Below are 25,251 nucleotides of genomic sequence, written 5' to 3'. Positions count from 1 at the left end.
CTAGAGGCACCTACTGACAAGATACCGGCGGCAGCAGAGCCTGCCGACCGATCGCGCCCCCTGCCGCAGCTCGTCAAACCTTCTGACCTGCGAAAACCCTCACCACCCAGAGTGTGAGCAAGGCAACGATCACAAACGGTAACCACACCGCCGACATACCTATTCCACGGTAGGCGCCGGCACCGGCGAACGCGCCGACGGCCATCGCCGACCACAACAGGAAATGCCGGACCCACCCCCATCGCGGGCCACCGAACGCCGCATCCACGAGCCGCTGCGCCGCCTTCACCAGGGTGCCGGTCATGTAGGTCAAGCCCACCGAGACCACCCCCGATTTCTCGAACACCGAGTTGAGTGCGCCCATGGCGACTGCCACGACCATCAAGGACGCATATCCGGACCACGCGGCCGCGATCACCGCTGACACCCCGAGAAGTGTTGTCACCGAACACATCACCGCGATTCGACCATGCACCTCGGCATTGAGGCGGCGAACAATCGAACCCACCATGACCCCGATCACGAACAATCCGATGATCAGCAGGCAACGCAGCCCCGCACCCGTCATGTCCTCGACGAACGACGTCGACATCTGCGTTGTGTTGCCGCTCATGAACGAGATGAAATAGCCCCCGAGGTGGATGAACGCGACCGCGTCCAGAAATCCTGCGACCGCGGTCAATGCGGTGGCCAACGCCAGTTCACTGCGATCGATCGTGTTCAAGGCCGCACCGTCACCATCCACAACTCCCGGCCGAGTCCGGCCAATGGGCTCAATTATGCGTCACCGGCCCAGTTCAGCAGGTCTGGTGCAGAGTCGGTGGCGGATGCCCATCTCAGTCGCCGTGGACCCATCGGCGCAGATTCGGGGGCAGGCGACCCCCAAACCCTCATTCGGACGGTTAGGGTTGTTCCCATGAGTGCAGCGGCCCCGATTTCCGACAACTACACCGGCGACTTCAGCAATTCGGATGTGCCACAACGCAAAACCACACCGAATTCGACGATCCTCAAATTGTCCGTCGGCCCGATGGACAACAACGTCTACGTCATCACCTGCCGTGAAACCGGCAAGGGTCTGCTGATCGACGCCGCCAACGACGCCGATGTCCTGATCGACCTGATCAAGGCACACGGCCACATCGAATCGATCTTCACCACCCACTGGCATCCCGACCACTGGATCGCACTCGAAGAGGTGGTCAAGGCAACCGGTCTACCCACCGCTGCGGGCCGGATCGACGCCCCACCGATCCAGGTGGCCACCGATCGGCTCGTCGACGAGGGCGACGTCATCGAGGTCGGCAACCTGAAGCTGGGGACCATTCACGTCAAAGGCCACACCGACGGTTCCATCGCCCTGTTCTTCGACGACGACGTCACCCACCTGTTCACCGGCGACTGTCTATTCCCCGGCGGTGTCGGCAAATCGCAGACACCAGAAGACTTCGAATCGCTGATCAGCGACGTCAAGACAAAGCTGTTCGACCGATTCGACGACAGCACGGTGGTCTATCCCGGCCACGGACTCGACACCACTCTCGGTGCCGAGCGCCCCCATCTCGATGAATGGCGCGAGCGAGGCTGGTAGAAGTTCGCTCCGCGGGGTACACACCCAACGTCTATAGGCTCAAAAGAGCAGTAGCCGAGAAGTTCGACAAGCAGATTCGACTTAGAACAGTGTCTTTGAGGAGGCCCTTCATGCTGATTCGCCGAATTGCCCGTCCCATGCTCGCAGCAGCGTTCATCGCCACCGGGGTCGAGGTGATCCGACGGCCGGAAGCACTTGCCGAGGCCGCGCAACCCTACGTTGACAAGGCAAAGGTCGCGCTGCCACCCGCAGCCGCGGACCTCATCCCTGCCGACACGCAGGTTCTCGTCCGCGTCAACGGCGCCATTCACATCGTCGGCGGCCTGGCCCTGGCGACCGGGAAGTTCCCGAGGCTGGCTGCACTGTCGCTCGCGGGCGTTGTGGTCCCGACCACCTTGGCCGGCCACGATTTCTGGAACGAAACCGACCCACATGAGCGCGCCGAACAGCAGGCGCACTTCATCCAGAACCTCGGTCTGCTCGGCGGACTGCTGCTCGCCACGGTCGACACCGAGGGCAAACCGTCGCTCGCCTGGCGCGGACGCAAGGCTGCCGCCACCGCCGGCGAGAAGGTGGCCGCCGTGCTGCCCTCCGGTTCATCCGGTTCGGCAACAACAGAGGTACTCACCGACAAGGCCTCGCACCTCGCCGGGTTGGTCTCCGAACGCACCGGGGAGCTGGCCGAGGTCGCCGCTGATCGAGGTGGCAAGTTCGCCGATGTGGCTTCGGAGCGCGCAGCGGAACTGGCACACAAGGCATCGGAGAAGGCGGCCACATTCGCCGATGTCGCGGTCGAACGTGGGTCCGAGTTCTCGGATGTGGCGACCAAACGGGGAGCTGTCCTCGCGGGAATCGCTGCCGAGCGGGCCTCCGAGTTCGCCGACGTCGCGTCGAAGAGGGGCGAGCATCTGGCGGACGTGGCTTCTGATCGGGCCGCCACGCTCACCAAGGCTGCCGCAAAGAAGCAGGCCGCGCTCTCCAAGGTGGCCGCCAAAAAGCAGGCGAAGCTGGGCAAGCAGGCCGGTAAGAAGCAAGCGAAGTTCGCAAAGCTCGCCGCACATGAGCAGGCCAAGCTCACGAAGAAGGCTGCCAAGAACGGTTCGACCGCCAAAGATCTGGCGGCCGAGCGAGGCGCGGAGCTCGCGGAGTCGGCAGCAAAGGCCTGGGCGTCGACCAACGGCTACGCCGAGCACTACCTGAACACGGTGCGCGACAAGGCCCCTGAGCTGGTCGAGTACGTGCGAGAGCACGGCACCGAGGTTGCCGAGCGCGCCGCCGACGAAGGCGCCAAGCTCTCGGCCCTTGCCCGTGAGCAGGCCAAGAAGGCACAGAAGAAGGCAGAAAAAGCGGTCTAGTTGAATCCGGTGGGCGCGCGGGCCTCAGCCCAGCACCGCACGGGCCGCTGCCCGCGCACCTACCGGATCCGACGTCTGCGAGACCGCTGCCGCGGCGCGGCGGCAGTCATCGAGGCTGACCGTCCCGAGCTTCGCGCCGACTCCGGCCACCGCCGAGGCCGCCGCCGACAACGATGTGACACCCAGCCCGACAAGGACACAGGCGAGCAGCGGATCGGCCGCCGCCTCACCACAGACACCCACCGGTTTGCCTGCCGCCGCACCTGCCGCCGCCGTCCGCGCAACCAGGGACAGCACCGCCGGCTGCCACGGATCGGTCAGCCCGGCAAGATCAGCCGACATCCGATCAGCGGCCATCGTGTACTGGGCGAGGTCGTTGGTACCGATCGACAGGAAGTCGACGTGCTCGAGAATTCGTTCGGCCAGTAGCGCCGCCGCGGGCACCTCGATCATCACGCCGGGCACCAGCCCGCGTTCGCGCACCTTCTCGGCAAACCACTTGGCCTCGGCCGGGGTGGCGATCATCGGTGCCATCACCCAGGGTGCCCGCAGGCCGTCGGCCGCGGCCGCCACCCCGTCGAGCTGACGCTCGAGTAATCCGTTGTCCAGTAAGGCCATTCGGATGCCACGGACGCCAAGCGCGGGATTCGCCTCATCAGGATGGGCGGCGAAGCGCAGCGGCTTGTCCGAGCCGGCATCAAGGGTTCGCAGGACCACCTTGGAATCGGGAAATGCCTCGATCACCTCGCGGTAGATCGCCGCCTGCTCATCGACCGTCGGTTCCTGCTCCCGATCGAGGAAGCAGAGTTCGGTCCGGAACAGTCCGACTCCCCCGGCCGCGCTCCTGGCAGCCACCCGCGCGCCTGCCCCGTCCTGGACGTTGGCGAGCACATCCACGCGATGCCCATCCGAGGTCACACCCGGACCTGTCCAGGAAGCAGTGCGCTCGGCGATCAACTTATATGCGGCAACGGCCTGTGCCGCGACCTCCTCGTCCGGCGACACCGTCAGTTCACCGGCGCTTCCGTCGATCAGCACCGGCGTTCCGGCCGCGACGGTCTCGAGTCCGGAAACCGCCACCACACAAGGGATCCCGAGCTGACGGGCGATGATCGCGGTGTGACTGGTCGGTCCGCCGAGTGATGTTGCGAGCCCGACGATCAGCGTCGGGTCAAGTCCTGCGGTGTCAGCGGGTGCGAGGTCGTCAGCCAGGAGCACCGAAGGCACCTCCGGCACCGGGATACCGGGTTCCGGCTGCCCAAGCAACTCGGCCAGCACCCGATCGCGAACGTCGTTGAGATCGGTCACCCGCTCGGCCATCAGCCCGCCGAGTTTGGTGAACATGTCGGCGAACTGAGCGGTCGCGGCAACGGCCGCGGCCGCGGCCGAACTGCCGGCGGTGATCAGGTTTTCTGCGGCGCCCAGCCACCCGCGATCGGTTGCCATCGCAGCGTTGGCCGAGAGCACCTCCGATGCCGAACCGCTCGTCATCGACGCACGGTCTTGCAGACGCTTCGCCACAGCGGTGGTCGCCTGACCGAACGCTTGAAGCTCGGCCTCACGACCCGCAGCAGGTACGGGATCTGTGTTGATCACCGGATCCACGCGAGGTCCGGGCACAACAGCAGGCCCGAGGACGACGCCGGGCACCACCGGGGTGCCTCGCAGAACCTGACGCGGACTCTCCACCTGCGCTGACATATTCATCCGACCTCCTCAGACCGATCCGTTCACCTCGCGTGGCTGGACATATCCAACGTAGCGATGTGATCTAGATTACAGAAACCTCTTGACAAGACAAGACGTTCGGGCATAAAACAACATAAAGCAACATTCAAACCACATGCTTGCACATCGCGGCGAGCCACACGGAGGACGGATGTACCCAGAGGAACGGCAGCATGCGATGGCATCGGTCATCGCGCAGAACGGTCGCATGTCAGTCGCAGACCTCGCCGAGCTGTACGCCGTGACGACCGAAACCGTCCGTCGCGATCTGGCCGCACTGGACCGGCTCGGACTGATCCGGCGAGTACACGGCGGCGCGGTCCCGGCCTCGGCCCTGACCGCCATCGAACTCGGCACCACCGAGCGCGAGAACAGCCACGCAGACGAGAAAGAACGAATCGGGAAAGCGGCCCTCGACCATTTGCCACCGGCCGGTGGCAGTGTGCTGATCGACGCCGGGACCACCGCCGCACGGTTGGCCGCGTACCTGCCAACCGACCAGGATCTGGTTGTCATCACCAACTCCCTTCCGGTTGCCATGCGAGTCAGCGGCCTCGGCGGTCTGCGGCTGCATCTGCTCGGCGGACGCGTCCGCGGCATCACCCAGGCAGTCGTCGGTGACGAAGCCCTACGCACACTGTCCACGATGCGAGTCGACGTCGCGGTGATCGGGACCAACGGCATCAGCGTGCGCCACGGTTTGTCCACGCCAGACAGCGACGAAGCGGCCGTCAAGCGGGCCATGGTCGCATCCGCGCACCAGGTTGTGGTTGTCGCGGACTCCTCGAAGGTCGGCCGCGAAGACCTGATCAGCTTCGCCCCGATCGATCGTGTCGATGTACTCATCACCGACACCGAGATCTCGGACGCCGCCCGTGCCGAGTTCGTCGATGCCGGCGTCGACCTGGTGACGGCATGATCATCACGCTGACCGCCAATCCCAGCATCGACCGCACCGTGACGCTGGCCGAACCACTGCGTCGCGGCGCCGTACACCGTGCCACCACCGCGACCTCACATCCGGGCGGCAAGGGCGTCAACGTCGCCCGCGTGATCACCTCTGCCGGAAGACGCGCCGTGGCAGTCCTTCCCGGCAACCGGAACGAACCACTCCTCGTGGCATTGACCGAAGCCGGCATCGAGCACCGCGCGATCGAATATCCCGGTGCGGCGCGCGTGAATCTCACCGTGACCGAACCGGACGGCACCACGACCAAGATCAACGAGCCCGGCGCCGCACTGCTTCCCGAACACCTCGACGCCCTCGCAACCTGTCTGCGCGACCTGTCGGCGTCTGCCAACTGGGTGGTCCTGTCGGGTTCGCTGCCACCGGGAGTCCCCGATCGCTGGTACGCCGATCTGGTTGCGACGCTCCGCACCGCCTCGACCGGGAGCACCCCGGTCCGGATCGCGGTCGACACCTCGGACGGCCCCTTGCGTGCACTCGCGGCCGAATTCTCCACTGCCGCACCCGATCTGATCAAGCCCAACGCTGAAGAACTGGGGCAGATCGTCGGGATGGACGGACTCGAACTCGAACGTGCCGCCGAAGATGGCGACCCGTACCCCACCGCCCGCGCGGCCCGATCGCTGATCGAGCGCGGCGGCCCACAGACCGTGCTCGCCACGTTGGGTGCCGCGGGCGCGGTATTGGTCATGCCGACAGGCGCCTGGCACGCCACCACACCTCCGATCGTGCCGCTCAGCACGGTCGGTGCCGGCGATTCGTCGCTGGCCGGATATCTACTCGCTGATCTGGAAAACGCCGGACCAGCTGACCGCCTCGTCATGGCGGTCGCGTACGGCAGTGCCGCTGCCGCCCTACCGGGCACGGCACTTCCGAGTCCCAGTCACATCAATCCGGACGCGGTGACCGTCACCGCGCTGACCTCGATCCTCGGCAGCCCCTGATGGCTGCACCCGATCTGAACACCAGCGCTGCGCACCCTCACGATCGCGCATCTCGAACCTAGGAATCCGTCATGTCGAACCCGACAGTCCACACCGGCCCCACGCCGGCGATCATCACTCCAGAACTGATCACGCTCGATGCCGGACTCGGCACCGCCAAAGAGGCCGTCATCGGGGCCCTGGCCGGCAAGCTCGCCGCCGCCGGGCGCACCACCGACGTCGACAGCCTGCGCGACGCCGCGCTGGCCCGTGAATCACAATCGGCCACCGGACTTCCCGGTGGGATCGCGATCCCGCATTGCCGGGACGAATCCGTCGTCACGGCGTCCCTCGGATTTGCCAGACTCGACCCGAAGGTCGATTTCGGCGCCCCCGATGGCCCGGCCGATCTGGTGTTCCTCATCGCGGCACCGGCCGGCGCCGGTTCCGAGCACATGAAACTGCTGACCGCGCTGGCCCGCGCGCTGGTCAGGCCGGAGTTCGTGTCATCACTCCGGTCAGCCGCCGGTCCCGACGACGTTGTCGCACTCGTCGAGGATGTCCTGCATCCGGCACCCGCGGCCGCACCCGCTGCCACGCCGCCTGCCACGGCCGCCACCCCCGACAAGGCCGGTGCTGAGAAGCCAAGTACCGAGAAGTCGCCTGCCCCGCCCGCCGGCGACACCGGTCCGGCCCGGTCCGAGCAGACCATCGTCGCGGTCACCGCCTGCCCCACCGGAATCGCGCACACCTACATGGCCGCCGATTCGCTGGTGGCGGCAGGCAAACGCGCAGGCGTCGAGGTGCTCGTCGAGACCCAGGGGTCGAGCGGCAGCACTCCGCTGTCACCCGAGGCGATCGCCTCGGCAAACGCGGTGATCTTCGCAACCGATGTCGGAGTGAAGGGCAAGGAGCGATTCGCAGGCAAGCCGGTGGTCGCCTCAGGTGTCAAGCGTGCGATCAACGAACCGGACACGATGATCACCGAGGCGTTGCGCGCGGGCGAAGATCCCAACGCGGCCAGAGTCGCAGGCTCCACGACCGGCGACACCGAACAATCCGGCTCCGGCGGCGGCGACGTCGGTTGGGGTACGCGAACGCGTCAGATCCTGCTGACCGGCGTGAGCTACATGATCCCGTTCGTGGCCGCCGGTGGACTGCTCATCGCACTCGGATTCTTGTTCGCAGGCTATGAGATCTCGGACAACGCAGCAGAGATCACCCTCGACAACTCACTGACGTCACTGCCCGACGGCGGTCTGATGACCTACATCGGCGCCGTCCTGTACCAGCTCGGCTCCCTGGCCTTCAGCTTCCTCGTGCCCGCGCTGGCCGGCTACATAGCGTTTGCCATCGCCGACCGGCCGGGCCTGGCCCCCGGTTTCACCGCGGGCGCGGTGGCCGTATTCGTCGGAGCCGGGTTCATCGGCGGCCTCGTCGGCGGATTGATCGCCGGTTTTGCCGCCCTCTACATCGGCCGGATACCCGTTCCACAATGGGCGCGCGGTCTGATGCCAGTGGTGGTCATCCCGCTGTTCGCCTCGCTGGTTGTCGGCTTGTTGATGTTCATCGTGCTCGGCAAACCGCTGGCCTCGATCACCGAGGGATTGACCGACTGGCTCAACAGCCTGTCCGGCTCGTCTGCCATCCTGCTCGGTGTCATCCTCGGATTGATGATGTGCTTCGACCTCGGTGGACCCGTCAACAAAGCGGCCTATGCGTTCGCGGTGGCCGGACTCTCGGTCACCGACGACGCCTCACTACGGATCATGGCCGCGGTCATGGCGGCAGGCATGGTGCCGCCGCTGGCGATGGCACTTGCCTCGACCGTCCGTCCCGGGCTCTTCACCGAGGCCGAACGGGAGAACGGGAAGGCCGCCTGGTTGCTGGGCGCCTCGTTCATCTCCGAGGGCGCCATCCCATTTGCGGCGGCCGACCCACTGCGGGTGATTCCGTCGATGATGGCCGGTGGCGCCGTGACCGGAGGTCTGATCATGGCCTTCGACGTCACCCTGAGCGCTCCCCACGGTGGCATCTTCGTCTCGTTCGCCATCGGTGGGATCGCCTGGTTCTTTGTCGCACTTGCCGCGGGAACCATCGTCTCGGCGCTGTGCGTTGTCGCTGCCAAACAATTCATCCGTCCCCGCAAGGCAGCACCCGACGAGACAAAGGTTCTCAGCGCGGCCTGACCGATATCGCCCCTGATCAGCATCAACCGAATAACAACAAGGAGAAATCATGCCAAGTACCACCGTTGCAGTCGGATCGTCCATCGGTCTGCATGCCCGCCCCGCAGCCACGATCGCCGAGGCCGTTGCCGCCGCCGGAGTCCCGGTGACACTTTCGGTGGCCGGTGGTGAGCCGGTGGACGCCGGTTCGGCATTGCTGATCATGACTCTCGGCGCCACCGTGGGCACCGAGGTCACCGTCACCTGCGAAGACCAGGCAACCCTCGACAAGGTCGCCCAGCTCGTCGCGTCGGATCTCGACGCCTGAACGACGATGAGTATTGCCTGCTAGCAGGCCGCATCCCCAACGTGACGCGGTGGGCCGGGAACGTTTACCCGACCCACCGCGTTATTCTTTAGCACTATTTTGTGCGCGTACGGCGCGGTCGAATTCGCAATTCGACAAGGTGCTGAAGCAAACCGAGGAGGACCGTGTTCGAGGCCGAGCAACACCATCTGGATCGCGTATATGGTCGTCTGGACCGGATGCGCCGCAATACCCAGACGCGGTTGGCATCTGCTCTGCGCGACACCGGCGGCACTCCGCAGGCACGTTCCGAACGCGAATCCTATGAGCGTCTGTACAACGACGATCTGACGAAGTTCGATGCTGCCGAACACAATCTCTATTTCGGTCGCCTCGACCTCGAGAACGGTGAGGTTCGCCGGATCGGCCGTATCGGCATCCTCGATGACGACGAGCAGGACAGCACTCTCCTGCTCGATTGGCGTGCACCGCTCAGTCGCCCGTTCTATCTCGCGACGCCGGCCTCACCGGAAGACGTCCAGGTCCGCAGTCACGTCCGGACCCGCAATCGCAAGATCACCGCGATCAACAAAGAACGCCTCGACGTCACCGAGATCGCCGATGCCGACAACACCGGCCACGGCGATGTGGTGAACGAGACGGCTCTGATCACCGCGCTCAATGCCGCCCGCACCGGGCACATGAACGACATCGTCGAAACCATCCAGCGCGAGCAGGACGTCATCATCCGGTCACCGCACCGGGGAGTGCTGGTGGTCCAGGGCGGTCCGGGTACCGGCAAGACCGCGGTCGCGCTCCACCGCGCCGCGTACCTGCTGTACACCTATCGCGAAACCCTCGCGCGCAGTGGCGTTCTCATCATCGGGCCCAACACCACCTTCCTGAAGTACATCGGACAGGTGCTCCCCTCGCTCGGTGAGAGCGGCGTGCTCCTCTCGACCATCGGCGACCTCTATCCGGGCGTACGGGCCACCCTCACAGACAATCCGGTGGCATCGACCCGCAAGGGCGACCTGGCCATCGTCGAGGTCCTGAAACAAGCGGTCCGGGACCGGCAAGAGCTGCCCACATCGCCGATCATCCGCAAGTTCGAGGGCTATGAGGTCGCGATCACCAGCAAGGTGATCCAGCGCGCCCGCGGTCGGGCCCGGTCATCGAGGCGGCCGCACAACCATGCCCGATCGGTGTTCCTGCGCTCGGCATTCGACGCTCTGGCCCAGCAACATGCCGAACGCATCGGATCGAGCGTTGTCGACGGTTCACAGTTGTTGAGCGGCACCGACATCGCGGACATTCGTGACGAGATGCGCGAAGACCCGGATATCACCGCCGCACTGGCGCACTTCTGGCCACAGCTTTCTCCGCAAGTGGTGCTTGCCGATCTGCTGACGTCGCCCGAGCGGATCAAGTCCGCGACGCCAGGCTGGTCGCAATCCGACCGCGACGCACTTCTCCGTACCGAGCGGGGTGGTTTCAGCGCCGCCGACGCCCCGTTGCTCGACGAACTGGCCGAGATCATCGGCATCGACGACAACGACGATGAAGAACGCGAACGCGCCCAGTGGCGCCAAAAGCTCTCGGACGCACAGGATGCACTCGACATCCTGACCGGTTCGGCACCACAGGATCTCGAGGACGAACTTGATCCGGAGATCCTGATGGCGTACGACCTGATCGACGCCGAACAACTCGCCGCACGCCAGACCAACCGGGTGGCTTTGACCACGGCCGAACGCGCCTACAACGACCGCACGTGGACGTTCGGGCACGTGATCGTCGACGAGGCCCAGGAACTGTCGGCGATGGCTTGGCGAATGATCATGCGCCGCATCCCGAATCGCTGGATGACCGTCATCGGGGATACCGCGCAGACCGGCGATCCGGCCGGGACGAATTCCTGGGGCGAAGTCCTCACGCCGTATGTCGCACAGCGGTGGCGCAAGTTCGACCTGACGGTCAACTACCGCACGCCCAGCGAGATCATGGCGGTCGCGGCACCGATTCTCGAACAGATCGACAAGGAGATGTCGGCGCCCACCTCGATCAGGTCGAGCGGGCGGCCCCCGGTGTTCGAACACACATCGGCCGACAAGCTCGGTGCGGTAGCCGGTCGGCTCGCCACCGAACCTCTCGACGGTATCGCCGCGATCATCGCACCCGACGATCTGGTCGACGAGATCCGCAGTGCCACTGAGAATCTCGAGGGCACAGGAGAGCTGTCCGTTCTCACGGTGGCGCAGTGCAAGGGTCTGGAATTCGACCGCACGATCGTGATCGAGCCGACGATGATCGTGCATCAATCATCGCGCGGATGGGGCGACCTATATGTCGCGCTCACCCGGGCAACCCAGCAGCTGGCAATTGTGCACAGCGCCGAGTTGCCCGAGCCTCTGAGGCAGTCCGCTCAGACCGTGTGAACGATCAGGACGTCGCACCGCGACTTGCGGGCGACGTCCGCCGGAACTGATCCCAACAACCTGCCTGCGATCGAGTTGAGACCCTTGTTGCCGACCACGAGCAGGTCGGCCTTGGAGTCCTGCACCAGGTTCAGGAGCGCGTCCACCGGCGAGCCGACGACTGGGCGGGTGACGATGTTGACGCCACCTGCCGCGGCCGCCCGCTCTTTGGCACTCCGAAGAATCTCTTCGGTCGGCGCAGACCCGTGCACCTGGTAAGCCTCGTCCTTGAGCACATCTGATGCCGCAGAGAAGTCCTTGTCGTCAGTCGGGAAGTACGCACAGGCAATGATCAACTTTGCCGAGTCCCCACTGATCGCCCCCGCTCGTTCCACAGCCTTCATCGACGATTCAGATCCATCGGTTCCCACTACGACGGTCTGGTATGCGCTCATTCATTCCTCCAATAAACGTGCTTGCATGTGGATACGCTCCGCGGCAATGCCTTCCGAGAAGCGGGCGTTGCCTTCCGAGAGGGTATATCGATACCCGCGGCCAACAATTGGGTATCCACCGAAGCGCACGCCACCATGCCCGCTGACCTGCGACAACACTTACTGTCACTCACGTCACATGTATCTGCGGGAGATCGGCTAGGAGATGCCTGCGGCGTCCATACCGCGCAATTCTTTCTTGAGATCGGATATTTCGTCGCGCAGGCGACCCGCAAGTTCGAACTGCAGGTCGCGGGCAGCATTCATCATCTGATCGGTGAGCGCACCGATGAGGTCGGCCAGTTCGGCGCGTGGCATCGCAGACACGTCCCGGCCTTCGAGAACACCCGACGAGGTCGAGGCTCGACCCGGTTCGCCCTGCGCGCGCCGTCCACGACTGGCATTGCGGCCGGAACCGCCGACGGCGACAGAGTCCTCGGCTTCTTCGTAGACCTGGTCGAGGATGTCGGCGATTTTCTTACGCAACGGTTTTGGATCGACACCCATCTTCTTGTTGTAGGCCACCTGCTTCTCGCGTCGACGATCTGTCTCATCGATGGCGTTGCGCATCGAGTCGGTGATCTTGTCGGCGTACATGTGCACTTCACCGGAGACGTTTCGGGCCGCACGGCCGATGGTCTGGATGAGGCTGGTGGTACTCCGCAGGAACCCTTCCTTGTCGGCATCGAGAATCGCGACCAACGACACCTCGGGCAGGTCCAAACCTTCACGGAGAAGGTTGATTCCGACGAGGACGTCGTAGTCACCGAGCCGCAGCTGTCGCAAGAGTTCGACACGGCGCAACGTGTCGACCTCCGAGTGCAGGTAACGTACCCGGATACCCATCTCCAGCAGATAGTCGGTGAGGTCTTCCGACATCTTCTTGGTCAGCGTGGTGACCAGAACCCGCTCGTTCTTCTTGGTGCGTTCCCGGATCTCATGTATCAGGTCGTCGATCTGCCCCTTGGTGGGTTTGACAACCACCTGCGGATCGACCAGGCCGGTCGGGCGGATGACCTGCTCGACGAACTCACCGTTCGACTGCCCCAACTCGTATTTCCCGGGCGTTGCCGACAAGTACACCGTCTGACCGATGCGATCGGTGAACTCGCTCCAGGTCAGCGGACGGTTGTCGACGGCCGACGGCAACCGGAACCCGAAATCGACCAGGTTGCGCTTGCGCGACATGTCGCCCTCGTACATGGCGCCGATCTGCGGCACCGTCACATGCGACTCGTCGATGACCATCAAGAAGTCTTCCGGGAAGTAGTCGATCAGCGTGGCGGGCGCAGTACCGGCACCGCGGCCGTCGATATGCCGTGAATAGTTCTCGATTCCGGAGCAGAACCCGACCTGCCGCATCATTTCGACGTCGTAGTTGGTCCGCATCCGCAGCCGCTGGGCCTCGAGCAGTTTGCCCTTGCCCTCCAGCTCGGCGAGCCGCTCTTCCAGTTCGGCCTCGATGGAGACGATGGCCCGCTCCATCCGGTCGGGACCGGCCACATAGTGGGTGGCCGGGAAGATGCGCAGCCCCTTGACCTGCCGGACGACATCTCCGGTCAGCGGATGCAGGTAGTACAGCGCCTCGATCTCATCGCCGAAGAACTCGATGCGGATCGCCAGTTCCTCGTACGAGGGGATGATCTCGACGGTGTCGCCGCGCACCCGGAAACTGCCTCGGGTGAAGCTGACATCGTTGCGGCTGTACTGGACGTCGACGAGCAATCGCAGCAGCGCGTCACGGTCGACCTCCTGTCCGACGTCGAGTTGGACCGAACGATCGAGGTAGGACTGCGGTGTACCGAGACCGTAGATGCACGACACAGATGCCACCACGACCACGTCGCGGCGCGACAGCAAGTTGGACGTCGCCGAATGGCGAAGTCGCTCGACGTCGTCGTTGATCGACGAGTCTTTCTCGATGTAGGTATCTGTCTGCGCGATGTACGCCTCTGGCTGGTAGTAGTCGTAGTACGACACGAAATACTCGACGGCGTTGTTGGGCAACATGTCACGTAGCTCGTTGGCCAACTGGGCGGCGAGGGTCTTGTTCGGCGCCATCACCAGGGTCGGCCGCTGGACCTTCTCGATCAGCCACGCGGTGGTCGCCGATTTACCGGTACCGGTGGCACCGAGCAGCACGATGTCTTTCTCACCCTTGGCCAGGCGCTGCTCCAGCTGCTTGATCGCCGCCGGCTGATCGCCGGCCGGCGAGTGGTCGCTGACCACCTCAAAGGTGGCCGCCGAACGTTCGATCTCCCCGACCGGGCGGAATTCCGAGTGCGCAATGATCGGATGTTCTGCTGCAAAGGCCATGTCATCAGAGTAAACGCGACCTCCGACACGGCGCGTACGCCGACAGTGAACATCGCACTGGGCTAGGTTGACGCGATGGACGCGATTCATCCGCCCAAACACGAGACATTCGACGTACCCGGGCGCACGAACACCGATCCGAAAGGGTTCATCCGCCAGGTAGATGTCTACCGGGCCACTGAATTCGGCCTCTACATGGACCGGCCCGCCGACCATCGAAAGTTCAGCCGACTCCAGTCCTGGCTACTCCCCGACTTCGGACTCCGGGCCACCATCTTCCACTTTCGTCCCGGGTTCGAACGTGACCAACGCCTCTACCTCGACATCGGGGAGTTCACGCGTCCCGACGCACAGGGGTGCTGGCATTCCGAGGATTGGTACCTCGACCTGATCGAGCGCTCGGGACGTATCGAGCTCGAAGACGTCGACGAACTGTTCGACGCCCATGCCGCCGGGCTGCTCCCCCGCGAGCACGCCGAGGCAGCCGTCCACATCGCAGCCCGCACGATGACCGGGGCCGCCACACATGGTGACGACGTCGAGGCCTGGCTCGCGGCGCAGGGCGTAGCACTGGTGTGGGAGTGAGCCCTCAGTCGAGCGTGACCGTCACACCAGTCTGATCGTCACAGCCCGCCCGGGATCGGCGTTGGCGTGCACTCCGGGACTGCTCACCGGGAATCCGCCGTCCGAGAGCGGGTCGATGAGATCTGCTGCCGACGCCCCTGCAGCCAGCGCTACGTCGAAGTCGATGACGTCGACGGCCGCGGATCCGACCTCTGAGGTGGGGCCCACATGCTTGATGTCGACGATCTTGTCGGCGCCGAGCAACCGCAGCCGATCCGCCAGCCGGGTCGCATCGACCTGCCACTGCTCTCGGTAGGCCACCTCCGCCGTCGGTTGTGGCGCACACACACGGGTGCGGACCCCACGCTCGTACGGCACGAGCCGTTCGTCCCAGAGCGTGGCCGCGAGTGCTGCGAGGTCGTCCGGGGTACCGCTGTTGTCGAGCCAGACATCTGCGACCGCACGCCGATCCTCGACGCTCGCCTGCGACCGGATCCGGGCGCGGGCATCCTCTTCCGGCATGCCGCGCTGTCCCGTCAGGCGAGCGAGCCGGACGTCTTCCTCGGCGTGCACGATGACCACGAGATGGAAGAACGGCGCGGTCCGGTTCTCCACCAGCAGCGGGATGTCCTGGAGCACGATCGCATCCGCAGGCGCCGCCTCGAGCAGTTCTGCCGCGCGGGCACCAACCAGCGGATGTGTGATGCCGTTGAGCTTCTTGCGTTGCTCGTCATCGACAAAGGCCTTGGCCGCCAATGCCGCCCGGTCGAGGGCACCGTCGGGGAGCAGGATGTCTGCTCCGAACGCCTCGACAAGCTTCGCGAGACCGTCGGATCCCGGCGCCACGACTTCCCGGGCGATCAGGTCAGCATCGATGAGATACGCACCGCGCTCTGTCAGCGTGCGTGCCACCGTGGATTTTCCGGCGCCGATACCGCCGGTCAGGCCTACTCGAATCACCGACCCAGTGTTGCAGATCGACCCGTTGTCTTCCCGCATCCACCCGCTTTTGCACCAGTCCGCTTTTGCACCAGTCCGCCGAGATGTGGACGGGACGGAACGAAAGCGGGTGGACGATCAAGCCATTGGGTCAACCCGTGACACCGGTCAGCTCGTTCGGAGCCGCGGCGAACTCGTTCTTGGCGGTGATGTCGCCGCTGTCGAGGTCCACCGCGACGATCTTGTTGTTCGCCGGATCGGTGACGTAGGCGGTCGACTCCATGACAAACAGCGTCGGACGCGGAAGCTGCCACTCGATGGGCTCAGCCCAGTCCTCGATGACCTCGATCCGTTTGGTCGTGGTGCCCGAAGCGGGGTCGATCACGTGGATGTCGCCATCGGTGCCCAGGACCAGCGCCTGCCCCTGCGGTCCGCGGGCCAGTGATCGGAAGCTGTAGCTGGTACCCAATTCGACGAGTCGGAGTTCAGCGGTCTGAGTGTTGGTCAGACTGATCCGGGTCGGACGTTCGAGCTCGGCATTCTTGTCCACCTTGTAGTCACCGAGTACCACCGGCGACGCTTCGGTGCCTGCCTGATTGCCGATCCGCCCGTAGACGTCCGGGCTGGCGATCTTCTGGATGTTGTTGCCCTGCACCACCAGGAGACCGTCCTGGCATCCGAATGCGAGCGCTTCGCCGGCGGCGATGGCCTCACCATGGACACCGGGACATTGATCGTTGCCTGCGAGCACCGCGTTGTCGGGTCCGAGAATCTGGATGCCACTGCGGGATTCTTCGGTACCCACTGTTGTCACCAGGGTGCCATCGGCGCGCGCCACGGCGACACCGTGATGCGCCGGTACCTGATGGCGTTCCGTCTGAGCCTTGCCACGCGACAGTTCGGCGGGTGCAACCACATCGATCCCACCGGTGCCGTCAGAGAACAGCGTGACCCGATCATGATGTGCCACAACGTGTCCTGGCTCCCCCCCGCCGAAAGTCAGCTCCGTCATCGCCGGTTGCGCCGTGTAGTGGTGGCCGTGATCACCGTGTTGGCGTGTCCACGTGCCCATGTCGAGGACACCGAATCCTTCGGGCCGGGACACGAATACGTGGCGCCCATCGCCGGCCGGATTCAGCCGGATGAATCCCTCGGTCGCGATGTCTCCGACCGGCTCGAGATCGTCTGCATCGACGATCACGATGCCGTCATCGTGAGTGAATGCCAGCCGCTTGGTGGCCGAGGTCTGTTCAACGGGATCAGAACCGGCAGCTGCGCTCCCCGAGGGTTTCTCGGCAGTGGTTGAGGTGGTGGTGCCGTCGTCGGTTCCACAGGCGACAAGTAGACCCCCGACACAGAGAACGGTGATCAATTGGACGGCGCGAGTATTTTTCACACCCGAATCGTCCGCCTTAATGACAATGATTGTCAAAAAGCAATGTTTGCATAGCTCATTGGCGCAACCGCGTCCTGCAGATGCGATCGGGAGGTACCGTCGCACTACCCCACACGGAGCGTCCCACCTGTCGGGATCGGCGCGTGCTGGATTCCCGAGCGGCCCATGTGGTCCCCCGAAGCTCTACCGAACATCCCTGTCGCCCAGATGGATCCGGTGTCCTCGGCGCGATCGGCACACCGGAATCGAGCACACATGTTGTCACCGAATCTGTTGAACACCAAGGACTATCACCGTCGAACCCGGCGGTCGGGACAATCCGTCGCAGTCACCTTGATGCTCACGACCGCACTGGTTGGCACCGCCTGCTCATCTGATGCAGACACATCATCGACCACGAGCAGTTCAACGTCGAACAGTGCGCTGGTATCCCTCGACACCGCCGCCATGGACGCAGTGGTCGACGAACTCGCCACCGGGTTCCATGAAATCGGGATGCTGGTGCTGATCCGGACGCCCCAGGGTGACTACACGAACGCGTGGGGCACACTCGGAATCGACTCCACCGACGAACCCACCGTCGACACCAGGGTTCGCGTCGGCTCGAACACAAAGACCTGGACCGGTACCGCCATCATGCAGATGGTCCAGGAAGGCAAGATCTCGGTCGACGATCCGGTTTCCGAATACCGGCCAGATGTCCCGAACGGGGAGAACATCACCGTCGGCCAATTACTCGACATGCGAAGCGGGCTCTACAACTACACCGCGACACTCGAACTGAACACGGCCCTCGACGACGACACCCAACGGGTGTGGACGCCTGAGGAGCTGCTGGCTCTCGCCTTCGCCAACCCGCCGTATTCGGCTCCCGGCACCGAGTACCACTACTCCAACACGAACACTGTCCTGCTCGGTCTGATCGCCGAGGAACTCGACGGCAAACCGCTCGCACAGGTCTTCCAGGACCGGTTCTTCTCGGAACTCGGCATGACGGGCACGTCATTTCCCGCCAACACCGACACCTCCATCCCGGCTCCGTATGTCAGCGGATACTCGTACAGCGGGAACCTCGAAACCCTGGGCGAAGGCAAGGAGTCTCTTCCGCCCGAGCGCCTGGCAGCGATCGAGGCGGGCACGGTCCAACCGAGGGTCACCACCAAGGACAATCCCTCGTGGACGTGGGCCGCGGGACAGGGCATCTCGACCGCCAACGACCTGGCGATCTGGGTGGAGGCCCTGGGCAGTGGCCGGTTGCTCGATGCGAAAACCCAGCAGCTGAGGATGGACAGCATCGAACCCTCTGATCCCGACGACCCGGCGAGTTCCGGATACGGCTACGGCATCGCACAGATGGGACCGCTGCTCGGGCACATCGGCGAGATGCCCGGCTACAACTCGTTCATGGGCTACGACCCGGTCAACGACGTGACGATGGTGGTCTGGGGCAACCTGGCCCCCACCGCCGACGGGCTGCCGCCGGCCGCGATGGTCGCAAAGTCACTGGTCCCGTACGTGTACGCCGGGCCTGCCGACGACACCGGCGAGGACATCGACGATGCCGCGGAAGACACCGGCGGCGGCTGAACCAAAACAAACCGCCCCCGACCGAAAGGCCGGGGGCGGTTTGAGTTACAGCTCTATCAGGCGTTGCCCGAAAGCTTTTCGCGCAGAGCAGCGAGCTGCTCGTCGCTGGCCAGCGAGCCACCGCTCTTCGGAGCGGACGACGAGGACGACGATGCCGTTGTGGTCGCAGCGTCGTCACCATCCTTGTCAGCCGAATCCGACGAGTAATCAGTCGGAGCGTTGGCAGCGGCCTCGGCGGCAGCGGCGAACTTCTCCATCTGAGTGGTGTGCATCTTGTGGCGGCGTTCTGCCTCGGCGTAGCGCGACTCCCACACTTCCCGCTGCTTGTCGAATCCGTCGAGCCATTCGTTGGTCTCGGGATCGAAGCCCTCGGGGAAGATGTAGTTGCCCTGCTCGTCGTAGCTGTCGGCCATGCCGTACTTCGAGGGGTCGAACTCTTCGGTGTAGTCCTCGTTGGCCTGCTTGAGGCTCAGCGAGATCCGGCGACGCTCGAGGTCGATATCAATGACCTTGACCATCGCGTCGTCACCAACGGCGACAACCTGATCCGGCACCTCGACGTGGCGCTCGGCCAGCTCCGAGATGTGAACGAGGCCTTCGATGCCCTCTTCGACCCGCACGAATGCACCGAACGGAACCAGCTTGGTGACCTTGCCGGGCACGATCTGGCCGATGGCGTGGGTGCGAGCGAACTGGCGCCACGGATCTTCCTGGGTCGCCTTGAGCGACAGCGATACGCGCTCGCGGTCCAGATCGACGTCGAGAACCTCGACGGTGACCTCGTCGCCGACTGCGACAACCTCGGACGGGTGATCGATGTGCTTCCAAGACAGCTCGGAGACGTGAACCAGGCCGTCGACGCCGCCGAGATCGACGAATGCGCCGAAGTTGACGATCGAGGACACAACGCCCTTGCGGACCTGGCCCTTCTGCAACTGGTGCAGGAACTCGCTGCGCACCTCGGACTGGGTCTGCTCGAGCCATGCACGGCGCGAGAGGACGACGTTGTTCCGGTTCTTGTCGAGCTCGATGATCTTGGCTTCGATCTCCTTGCCGATGTACGGCTGCAGATCGCGCACGCGACGCATCTCCACCAGCGATGCGGGGAGGAATCCACGCAGACCGATGTCCAGGATCAGGCCGCCCTTGACGACCTCGATGACGGTGCCCTTGACGGCCTCGTCCTTTTCCTTGAGCTCTTCAATGGTGCCCCACGCACGCTCGTACTGAGCGCGCTTCTTGGACAGGATCAACCGACCCTCTTTGTCCTCCTTGGTGAGGACCAGTGCTTCCACCACGTCACCGACGCTGACAACCTCGCTGGGGTCGACGTCGTGCTTGATGGACAATTCGCGGGACGGGATCACTCCCTCGGTTTTGTAACCGATGTCGAGCAGCACTTCGTCACGGTCAACCTTGACGATGGTGCCCTCGACGATGTCACCATCATTGAAGTACTTGATAGTTGCATCGATGGCAGCAAGAAAATCCTCAGCCGAGCCAATATCGTTAATGGCTACTTGCGGCGAGGTAATGGTCGTGGACGGCATATGTTAGATGGCTCCGGACAGGTTGGGTTGTAGGGACAGATAATGCAGATATTGCTGGAACGACACGGATCACTGCAAAGTGATCGGCATGTAGAACCACACGAGCTCAGGCACGCGCGTGGTTGAGGATACGCCAGGCCCGGTGGGCTGGGCAAATACCGGCGAGTCGCACCCGTTGTTGCGCGGCTCCGTGGACTCGCAGACGAGCGCCGCGGCGAATCGTCGCTGGTGGGACGCCGACGCCGACGAATATCACGTCAGCCACGGCGAATTCCTTGGAGCGGGCAGCGAGGCCGGCGACTTTGTCTGGTGCCCCGAAGGGCTCCGCGAAGAAGACGTTCACCTACTAGGCGACGTTACCGGAAAAACCGTTCTCGAGATCGGCTGCGGGTCGGCGCCGTGCAGCCGATGGCTCACCGGGCAGGGCGCCCATGCGGTGGGCCTCGACCTGTCGCGGGAAATGCTGCGGCGGGGTCAGATGGCGATGGCGCGCGGCGGTCCACAGCCGCCGCTGGTCCAGGCAGGCGCCGAACAGCTCCCATTCCGCGACGAGGTGTTCGACACGGTGTGCTCGGCATTCGGGGCCGTGCCCTTTGTTGCGGACTCCGCGGGGGTGATGGCCGAGGTGGCGCGGGTGCTCAAGCCCGGTGGGAAGTGGGTCTTCTCGGTGAACCATCCGATGCGGTGGATGTTCCCGGATGATCCGGGGCCTGCCGGACTGACCGTGATGCTCTCCTACTTCGACCGCACTCCGTATGTGGAGACCGAGGACGACGGGACTGTGTCGTACGTCGAACATCACCGCACCGTCGGCGATCGGATCCGGGAGATCCGGGCGGCCGGCTTGATTCTCGACGACCTCATCGAGCCGGAATGGCCGGAGGGCTTCGACCGGGAGTGGGGTCAATGGAGTCCGCTTCGCGGTCAACATTTTCCGGGCACCGCCATCTTCTGTTGCAGAAAGCCCTGACCGAAGTCCGCGGTGTCAGATCGAGCGCAGTACGACCTCGGTGAACTCGGTGGTGGTGGCGGAACCGCCGAGATCACGGGTGGCGACCCCTTGCGACAACGCTGATCCGACTGCTGCCCGAATACGGGTGGCGGCGTCGGCAAGGTTGTTGTCACCGGATCGGGCCGCCTGCCAATCCAGCATCATCGCGGCCGACCCGATGATGCCCACCGGATTCGCGATGCCGCGCCCGGCGATGTCGGGCGCGGCGCCGTGGGCGGCCTGGGCCATCCCCTTGGTCGCCGAGGTGTTGATCGACGCGGCCAGGCCCAGTGAACCTGCGAGTTCGGCGGCGAGGTCCGACAAGATGTCGCCGAAGAGATTTTCGGTGACCACCACGTCGAACTCGTGCCCGCGCCGCACCAGGTGCGCGGCCATGGCGTCGACGTGCTGTTCGGTGATCTGTACCTGCGGGTACCGCTCCCCGACCTGCAGGCAGACGTCGCGGAACAGTCCGGTCGTCATCGTCAGCACGTTGGCCTTGTGCACGATCGTCACCTGTTTGCGCCGCGTCATCGCAAGCTCGAACGCGGACACCGCAATTCGTTCGGTCGCCGCGCGGGTGACCACGCCGACCGAGAGGGCGACGTCGGGTGTCGGCATGAACTCCCCTGTCCCACGCGCCATGTTGCGGTCGGCGTAGAGCCCCTCGCTGTTTTCGCGCACGATGATCAGATCCATCTGTGGACTCACCGCCGGAACCCCCGGATAAGCCACTGCGGGACGAATGTTGGCGTAGAGATCGAAGCGCTTTCGGATCACCGCACCCGGTGTCAGACCGGTGCGATGCTCGGCCGGATAGCCCGCCGAATCGTGGGGTCCGAGGATCCACATGTCCAGGTCATCCAGCGCGGACAGCGTCTGTTCGGGGATTGCCTCACCCGCGGACTCGATCGCCGCGCGGCCGATGTCCAGGGGTACCCATTCGACCGCACGGTCGAGATTTGTCAGTGCGGCTTCGGTGATGCGCGCGGCCGCCGGGACGACTTCGGGACCGATCCCGTCACCATTGATCAGTCCGATCCGGTAGCACTGCATCATGGCGACAATGCTTCCAGATGGCGGAGCTGCAACACTGAGGGACATGCCTGACGAAGCATGGGTGACAAGATCGGCATCGGCCAAAAGTTCGGGAGCGACCAACAGTTCGCACTGGGGTGTCTTCACCGCTTCCGTCGACGGCGACGTTATGCATGTCGAGCCGGACTCCGCCGACCCCGATCCCTCGCCGCTCCTGGGGAACATCCCCGCGTCGCTCGACACCGGCGCCCGGATCCTGCATCCGTATGTTCGCCGCCAATGGCTGAACAACGGACCCGGCGCCGACGGTGCTCGCGGCGACGACGAGTTCGTCGAGGTGACGTGGGATCACGCGCTCGACCTGGCGGCTCGCGAGTTGGAACGCGTGCGCGACACCTTCGGTAACCGCGCAATCTTCGGTGGCTCGTACGGGTGGGCCAGTGCGGGCCGGTTTCACCACGCGCAGAGTCAGATACATCGCTTCCTGAACTGCCTCGGCGGTTACACCCGATCGGTACACAGCTATAGCCACGGTGCATCGAGCGTGCTGCTCCCGCACATCGTCGGGAGCGAGGCGCCGCTGTACAACCCGACCACGTGGCAGGTGATGAGCCGGCACACCGAGCTCTTTGTGTGTTTCGGGGGCATCCCAGCCAAGAACTTCCAGATCAACGGCGGCGGCATCAGCAAACACATCGTGCGCGGCGCCATCGATGCCGCACACGACAACGGTGCGCAGTTCGTGTTGATCGGTCCACTGGCCGACGACCTGGCGCTGACGGAGCACGACGAGTGGATCGCCATCACTCCGGCCGGTGACACCGCACTGATGCTGGCGCTGTGCTGGGTACTGCTCGACGAAAACCTCTGCGACCGGGACTTTCTCGGCCGCTACTGCGTGGGCTTCGAGCGGTTCGCCGACTATCTGCGCGGCGGACCCGACGGTGTTGTCAAGGACACACGGTGGGCGGCAGAGCTCTGCGGCATGGATCCCGAATCGATCGCCGACCTGGCTCGGCGGATGGCATCCAAACGCACGATGGTGACCACATCGTGGTCGTTGCAGCGAGCGACCTACGGCGAGCAACCTTTGTGGGCTTCCATCGCGCTGGCCGCGTTCCTCGGTCAAATCGGTCTTCCCGGAGGCGGTTTCGGACACGGTTACGGTTCGACCGGTGGCATGGGTGCGGCCAAACTCCCCTATTCACTGCCGACGTTCTTCCAGGGCGCCAACCCGGTGAACGAGTTCATCCCGGTGGCGCGCATTGCGGATTTGCTGCTCCACCCCGGCGAGAGCTACGAGTTCAACGGGCAGACCAAGGTCTATCCCGACACCAAATTGGTCTACTGGGCCGGCGGCAATCCGTTCCACCACCACCAGGACCTGGTCCGGCTCCGGCGCGCCTTCCAAAACCCGGAGACCGTCATCGTGCACGAACCCTTCTGGACGGCAACCGCACGCCACGCTGACATCGTGTTCCCCGTGACCACCACGCTCGAGCGCAACGACATCGGCTGCGGACGGTACGACCAGACCATGATCGCCATGCGGCAGGTGACCCAACCTGTTGGCGAGTCGATGAGCGACTTCGACGTCCTTGCCCAGCTCAGCAAACGCCTCGGCGTCTTCGATGCCTTCACCGAGAATCTCGATGAACCCGGTTGGCTCGAGAAGATGTACGAGGATTGGCGCCGCGCCACACCCGAAGAACACACCCCGCAGGAGAACTTCGCCGAATTCTGGGAGAAGGGCAGACTCGAGCTTTCTGGCGCAGACACCGAACACACTCTCTACCAAGAGTTTCGCAGCGATCCCACCGCACATCCGCTGCCAACCCCGAGCGGCCGGATCGAGATCTTCTCTGACACCATCGCGGGATTCGGCTACGACGACTGCCCGCCGCACCCGGCCTGGCTCGCCCCACCAGAGGCCGACGGACTCGGCTCCGGCGCGTACCCGATCTGCCTGATCGCGAACAATCCGAAAACGCGACTGCACAGCCAACTCGATCACGGCGCCTACAGCGCCGCGTCGAAAGTGCAAGGCCGAGAGCCGATCCGCATCCATCCCGACGACGCCGCCTCGCGTTCCATCGCCGATGGCGATCTGGTTCTGGTCCGCAGTCAGACCGCTCAGATGCTGGCAGGCGCGGTCCTCGACGACCGGGTCACACCCAACATCGCGCAACTGTCCACCGGCGCCTGGTTCGACTACAGCGCCCCCGACATCGCCGACTGCGTCCACGGCAATCCGAATGTCCTCACCCGCGACGTCGGCACGTCCCGGTTGTCACAGGGATCGACCGGACAACTCGTCCGAGTCGAGATCGAGGTCTATCGCGGCGATGTTCCGACGGTCACCGCCCATGACCAGAAGCAATGGAGTCGGCGCTGAATGGCGCACTCGATCGAGCTCATCTTCGATGAGGCCACCAACACCGTCATCGGACAGCAGTGGCAGAAGATCACCGATGCCGGACTGCCCAGCCAAGGCAACATCCGGTCGACATCCAATCGACCGCACGTCACCCTGGTCGCGGCCGACTCGATCGACGCCGCCGTGGACGATGAGCTCGGCGCGATACCCGATGTTGTCGGGATGCCCGTCAATGTCGGAGCCCTCCTGCTGTTTTGGGGTCGCCGCGGTACCGCCGCCCGCTTGGCGGTCCCATCCGAAAGCCTCTTGGGTGTACATGCCCGGGTATATGCCACGACCCGACCACATATCGGCGGACGGCTGCTGCCCCATATCCAGCCGGGCGGCTGGACCCCACACATCACGCTCGCCCGCCGGCTGCTGCCAGGTCAGCTCGGACACATCGTGCGGGCCATCAGTGACCACCCGGAGATGTTCACCGCACACGTCGCAGGCCTGCGACGCTGGAACGGCGACACCCGTGAAGAGTTCCGGCTGATCTGA

20 protein-coding genes are annotated in these 25,251 nt (G+C 64.4%); 12 read left to right on the top strand and 8 right to left on the bottom strand.

Annotated features, from left to right (window positions below):
* Positions 1–73 precede the first annotated feature (73 nt).
* Positions 74–700: a YoaK family protein gene (locus AC1TQG_RS26560; protein WP_482141946.1), complete on the bottom strand. Its 627-nt coding sequence runs from the start codon at positions 698–700 to the stop codon at positions 74–76.
* Positions 701–916: 216 nt separating this feature from the next.
* On the opposite strand from AC1TQG_RS26560, the gene AC1TQG_RS26555 reads away from it, so the two are divergent.
* A complete protein-coding gene (locus tag AC1TQG_RS26555; protein WP_482141902.1) occupies positions 917–1,591 on the top strand; it encodes an MBL fold metallo-hydrolase in 675 nt (224 codons plus the stop codon).
* A 110-nt stretch (positions 1,592–1,701) separates the two neighbouring features.
* Positions 1,702–2,946, top strand: coding sequence for a DoxX family protein (locus AC1TQG_RS26550; protein WP_482141901.1), 1,245 nt, complete (start codon positions 1,702–1,704; stop codon positions 2,944–2,946).
* Between the two features lie 24 nt (positions 2,947–2,970).
* On the opposite strand, the gene AC1TQG_RS26545 is transcribed toward AC1TQG_RS26550, so the two are convergent.
* Positions 2,971–4,647 carry a phosphoenolpyruvate--protein phosphotransferase gene (locus tag AC1TQG_RS26545; protein WP_482141945.1) on the bottom strand — a complete coding sequence of 559 codons (1,677 nt, stop codon included), beginning with the start codon at positions 4,645–4,647 and terminating at the stop codon, positions 2,971–2,973.
* A 178-nt stretch (positions 4,648–4,825) separates the two neighbouring features.
* Here AC1TQG_RS26545 and AC1TQG_RS26540 point away from each other — a divergent pair, with 178 nt between their 5' ends.
* The 5 genes from AC1TQG_RS26540 (at position 4,826) to AC1TQG_RS26520 (ending at position 11,477) form a co-directional block, all read left to right on the top strand.
* Positions 4,826–5,593, top strand: coding sequence for a DeoR/GlpR family DNA-binding transcription regulator (locus AC1TQG_RS26540; protein ID WP_482141900.1), 768 nt, complete (start codon positions 4,826–4,828; stop codon positions 5,591–5,593).
* Positions 5,590–6,585, top strand: a complete 996-nt coding sequence (locus tag AC1TQG_RS26535) for a 1-phosphofructokinase family hexose kinase (protein ID WP_482141899.1) — start codon at positions 5,590–5,592, stop codon at positions 6,583–6,585. The genes AC1TQG_RS26540 and AC1TQG_RS26535 overlap by 4 nt, the downstream gene beginning before the upstream one ends.
* A gap of 71 nt (positions 6,586–6,656) precedes the next feature.
* Complete coding sequence (locus tag AC1TQG_RS26530) at positions 6,657–8,753, top strand: PTS fructose transporter subunit IIABC (RefSeq protein WP_482141898.1); 2,097 nt, start codon at positions 6,657–6,659, stop codon at positions 8,751–8,753.
* Between the two features lie 49 nt (positions 8,754–8,802).
* Positions 8,803–9,060, top strand: coding sequence for an HPr family phosphocarrier protein (locus AC1TQG_RS26525; RefSeq protein ID WP_482141897.1), 258 nt, complete (start codon positions 8,803–8,805; stop codon positions 9,058–9,060).
* Positions 9,061–9,278: 218 nt separating this feature from the next.
* A complete protein-coding gene (locus AC1TQG_RS26520; protein WP_482141944.1) occupies positions 9,279–11,477 on the top strand; it encodes a HelD family protein in 2,199 nt (732 codons plus the stop codon).
* Here the strand turns inward: AC1TQG_RS26520 and AC1TQG_RS26515 are convergent.
* Positions 11,465–11,911, bottom strand: coding sequence for a universal stress protein (locus AC1TQG_RS26515; RefSeq protein ID WP_482141896.1), 447 nt, complete (start codon positions 11,909–11,911; stop codon positions 11,465–11,467). The genes AC1TQG_RS26520 and AC1TQG_RS26515 overlap by 13 nt on opposite strands.
* A 198-nt stretch (positions 11,912–12,109) precedes the next feature.
* On the bottom strand, positions 12,110–14,266 hold the full coding sequence (uvrB, locus tag AC1TQG_RS26510; RefSeq protein ID WP_482141895.1) for an excinuclease ABC subunit UvrB: 2,157 nt from the start codon (positions 14,264–14,266) through the stop codon (positions 12,110–12,112).
* 75 nt (positions 14,267–14,341) lie between these two features.
* On the opposite strand from uvrB, the gene AC1TQG_RS26505 reads away from it, so the two are divergent.
* Positions 14,342–14,851, top strand: a complete 510-nt coding sequence (locus tag AC1TQG_RS26505; protein WP_482141894.1) for a ribonuclease FAU-1 family protein — start codon at positions 14,342–14,344, stop codon at positions 14,849–14,851.
* A 21-nt stretch (positions 14,852–14,872) separates the two neighbouring features.
* Here the strand turns inward: AC1TQG_RS26505 and coaE are convergent, their stop codons facing one another.
* Both coaE and aztD read right to left on the bottom strand, forming a co-directional pair.
* Positions 14,873–15,790, bottom strand: a complete 918-nt coding sequence (gene coaE, locus AC1TQG_RS26500; RefSeq protein ID WP_482141893.1) for a dephospho-CoA kinase — start codon at positions 15,788–15,790, stop codon at positions 14,873–14,875.
* A gap of 130 nt (positions 15,791–15,920) precedes the next feature.
* The gene (gene aztD / locus AC1TQG_RS26495; protein ID WP_482141892.1) at positions 15,921–17,165 is read right to left on the bottom strand and encodes a zinc metallochaperone AztD; all 1,245 of its coding nucleotides are present in this window, start codon (positions 17,163–17,165) and stop codon (positions 15,921–15,923) included.
* A gap of 255 nt (positions 17,166–17,420) precedes the next feature.
* Between aztD and AC1TQG_RS26490 the strand changes: the two genes are divergently transcribed.
* Positions 17,421–18,752 (top strand): serine hydrolase domain-containing protein, encoded by a 1,332-nt coding sequence (locus AC1TQG_RS26490; RefSeq protein ID WP_482141891.1) that lies wholly within the window; start codon positions 17,421–17,423, stop codon positions 18,750–18,752.
* Between the two features lie 56 nt (positions 18,753–18,808).
* On the opposite strand, the gene rpsA is transcribed toward AC1TQG_RS26490, so the two are convergent.
* The gene (rpsA, locus tag AC1TQG_RS26485; protein ID WP_482141890.1) at positions 18,809–20,302 is read right to left on the bottom strand and encodes a 30S ribosomal protein S1; all 1,494 of its coding nucleotides are present in this window, start codon (positions 20,300–20,302) and stop codon (positions 18,809–18,811) included.
* Positions 20,303–20,444: 142 nt separating this feature from the next.
* Here rpsA and AC1TQG_RS26480 point away from each other — a divergent pair, with 142 nt between their 5' ends.
* On the top strand, positions 20,445–21,272 hold the full coding sequence (locus AC1TQG_RS26480) for a class I SAM-dependent methyltransferase (protein ID WP_482141889.1): 828 nt from the start codon (positions 20,445–20,447) through the stop codon (positions 21,270–21,272).
* A 15-nt stretch (positions 21,273–21,287) separates the two neighbouring features.
* On the opposite strand, the gene AC1TQG_RS26475 is transcribed toward AC1TQG_RS26480, so the two are convergent.
* Positions 21,288–22,352, bottom strand: coding sequence for an isocitrate/isopropylmalate dehydrogenase family protein (locus AC1TQG_RS26475; protein WP_482141888.1), 1,065 nt, complete (start codon positions 22,350–22,352; stop codon positions 21,288–21,290).
* Between the two features lie 43 nt (positions 22,353–22,395).
* Between AC1TQG_RS26475 and AC1TQG_RS26470 the strand changes: the two genes are divergently transcribed.
* Positions 22,396–24,726, top strand: a complete 2,331-nt coding sequence (locus tag AC1TQG_RS26470) for a molybdopterin-dependent oxidoreductase (protein WP_482141887.1) — start codon at positions 22,396–22,398, stop codon at positions 24,724–24,726.
* Positions 24,727–25,251, top strand: coding sequence for a 2'-5' RNA ligase family protein (locus tag AC1TQG_RS26465; RefSeq protein ID WP_482141886.1), 525 nt, complete (start codon positions 24,727–24,729; stop codon positions 25,249–25,251).

It is taken from the genome of Williamsia sp. Y844 (assembly GCF_056786475.1).
This window is presented reverse-complemented; position numbering and strand designations above follow the sequence as displayed.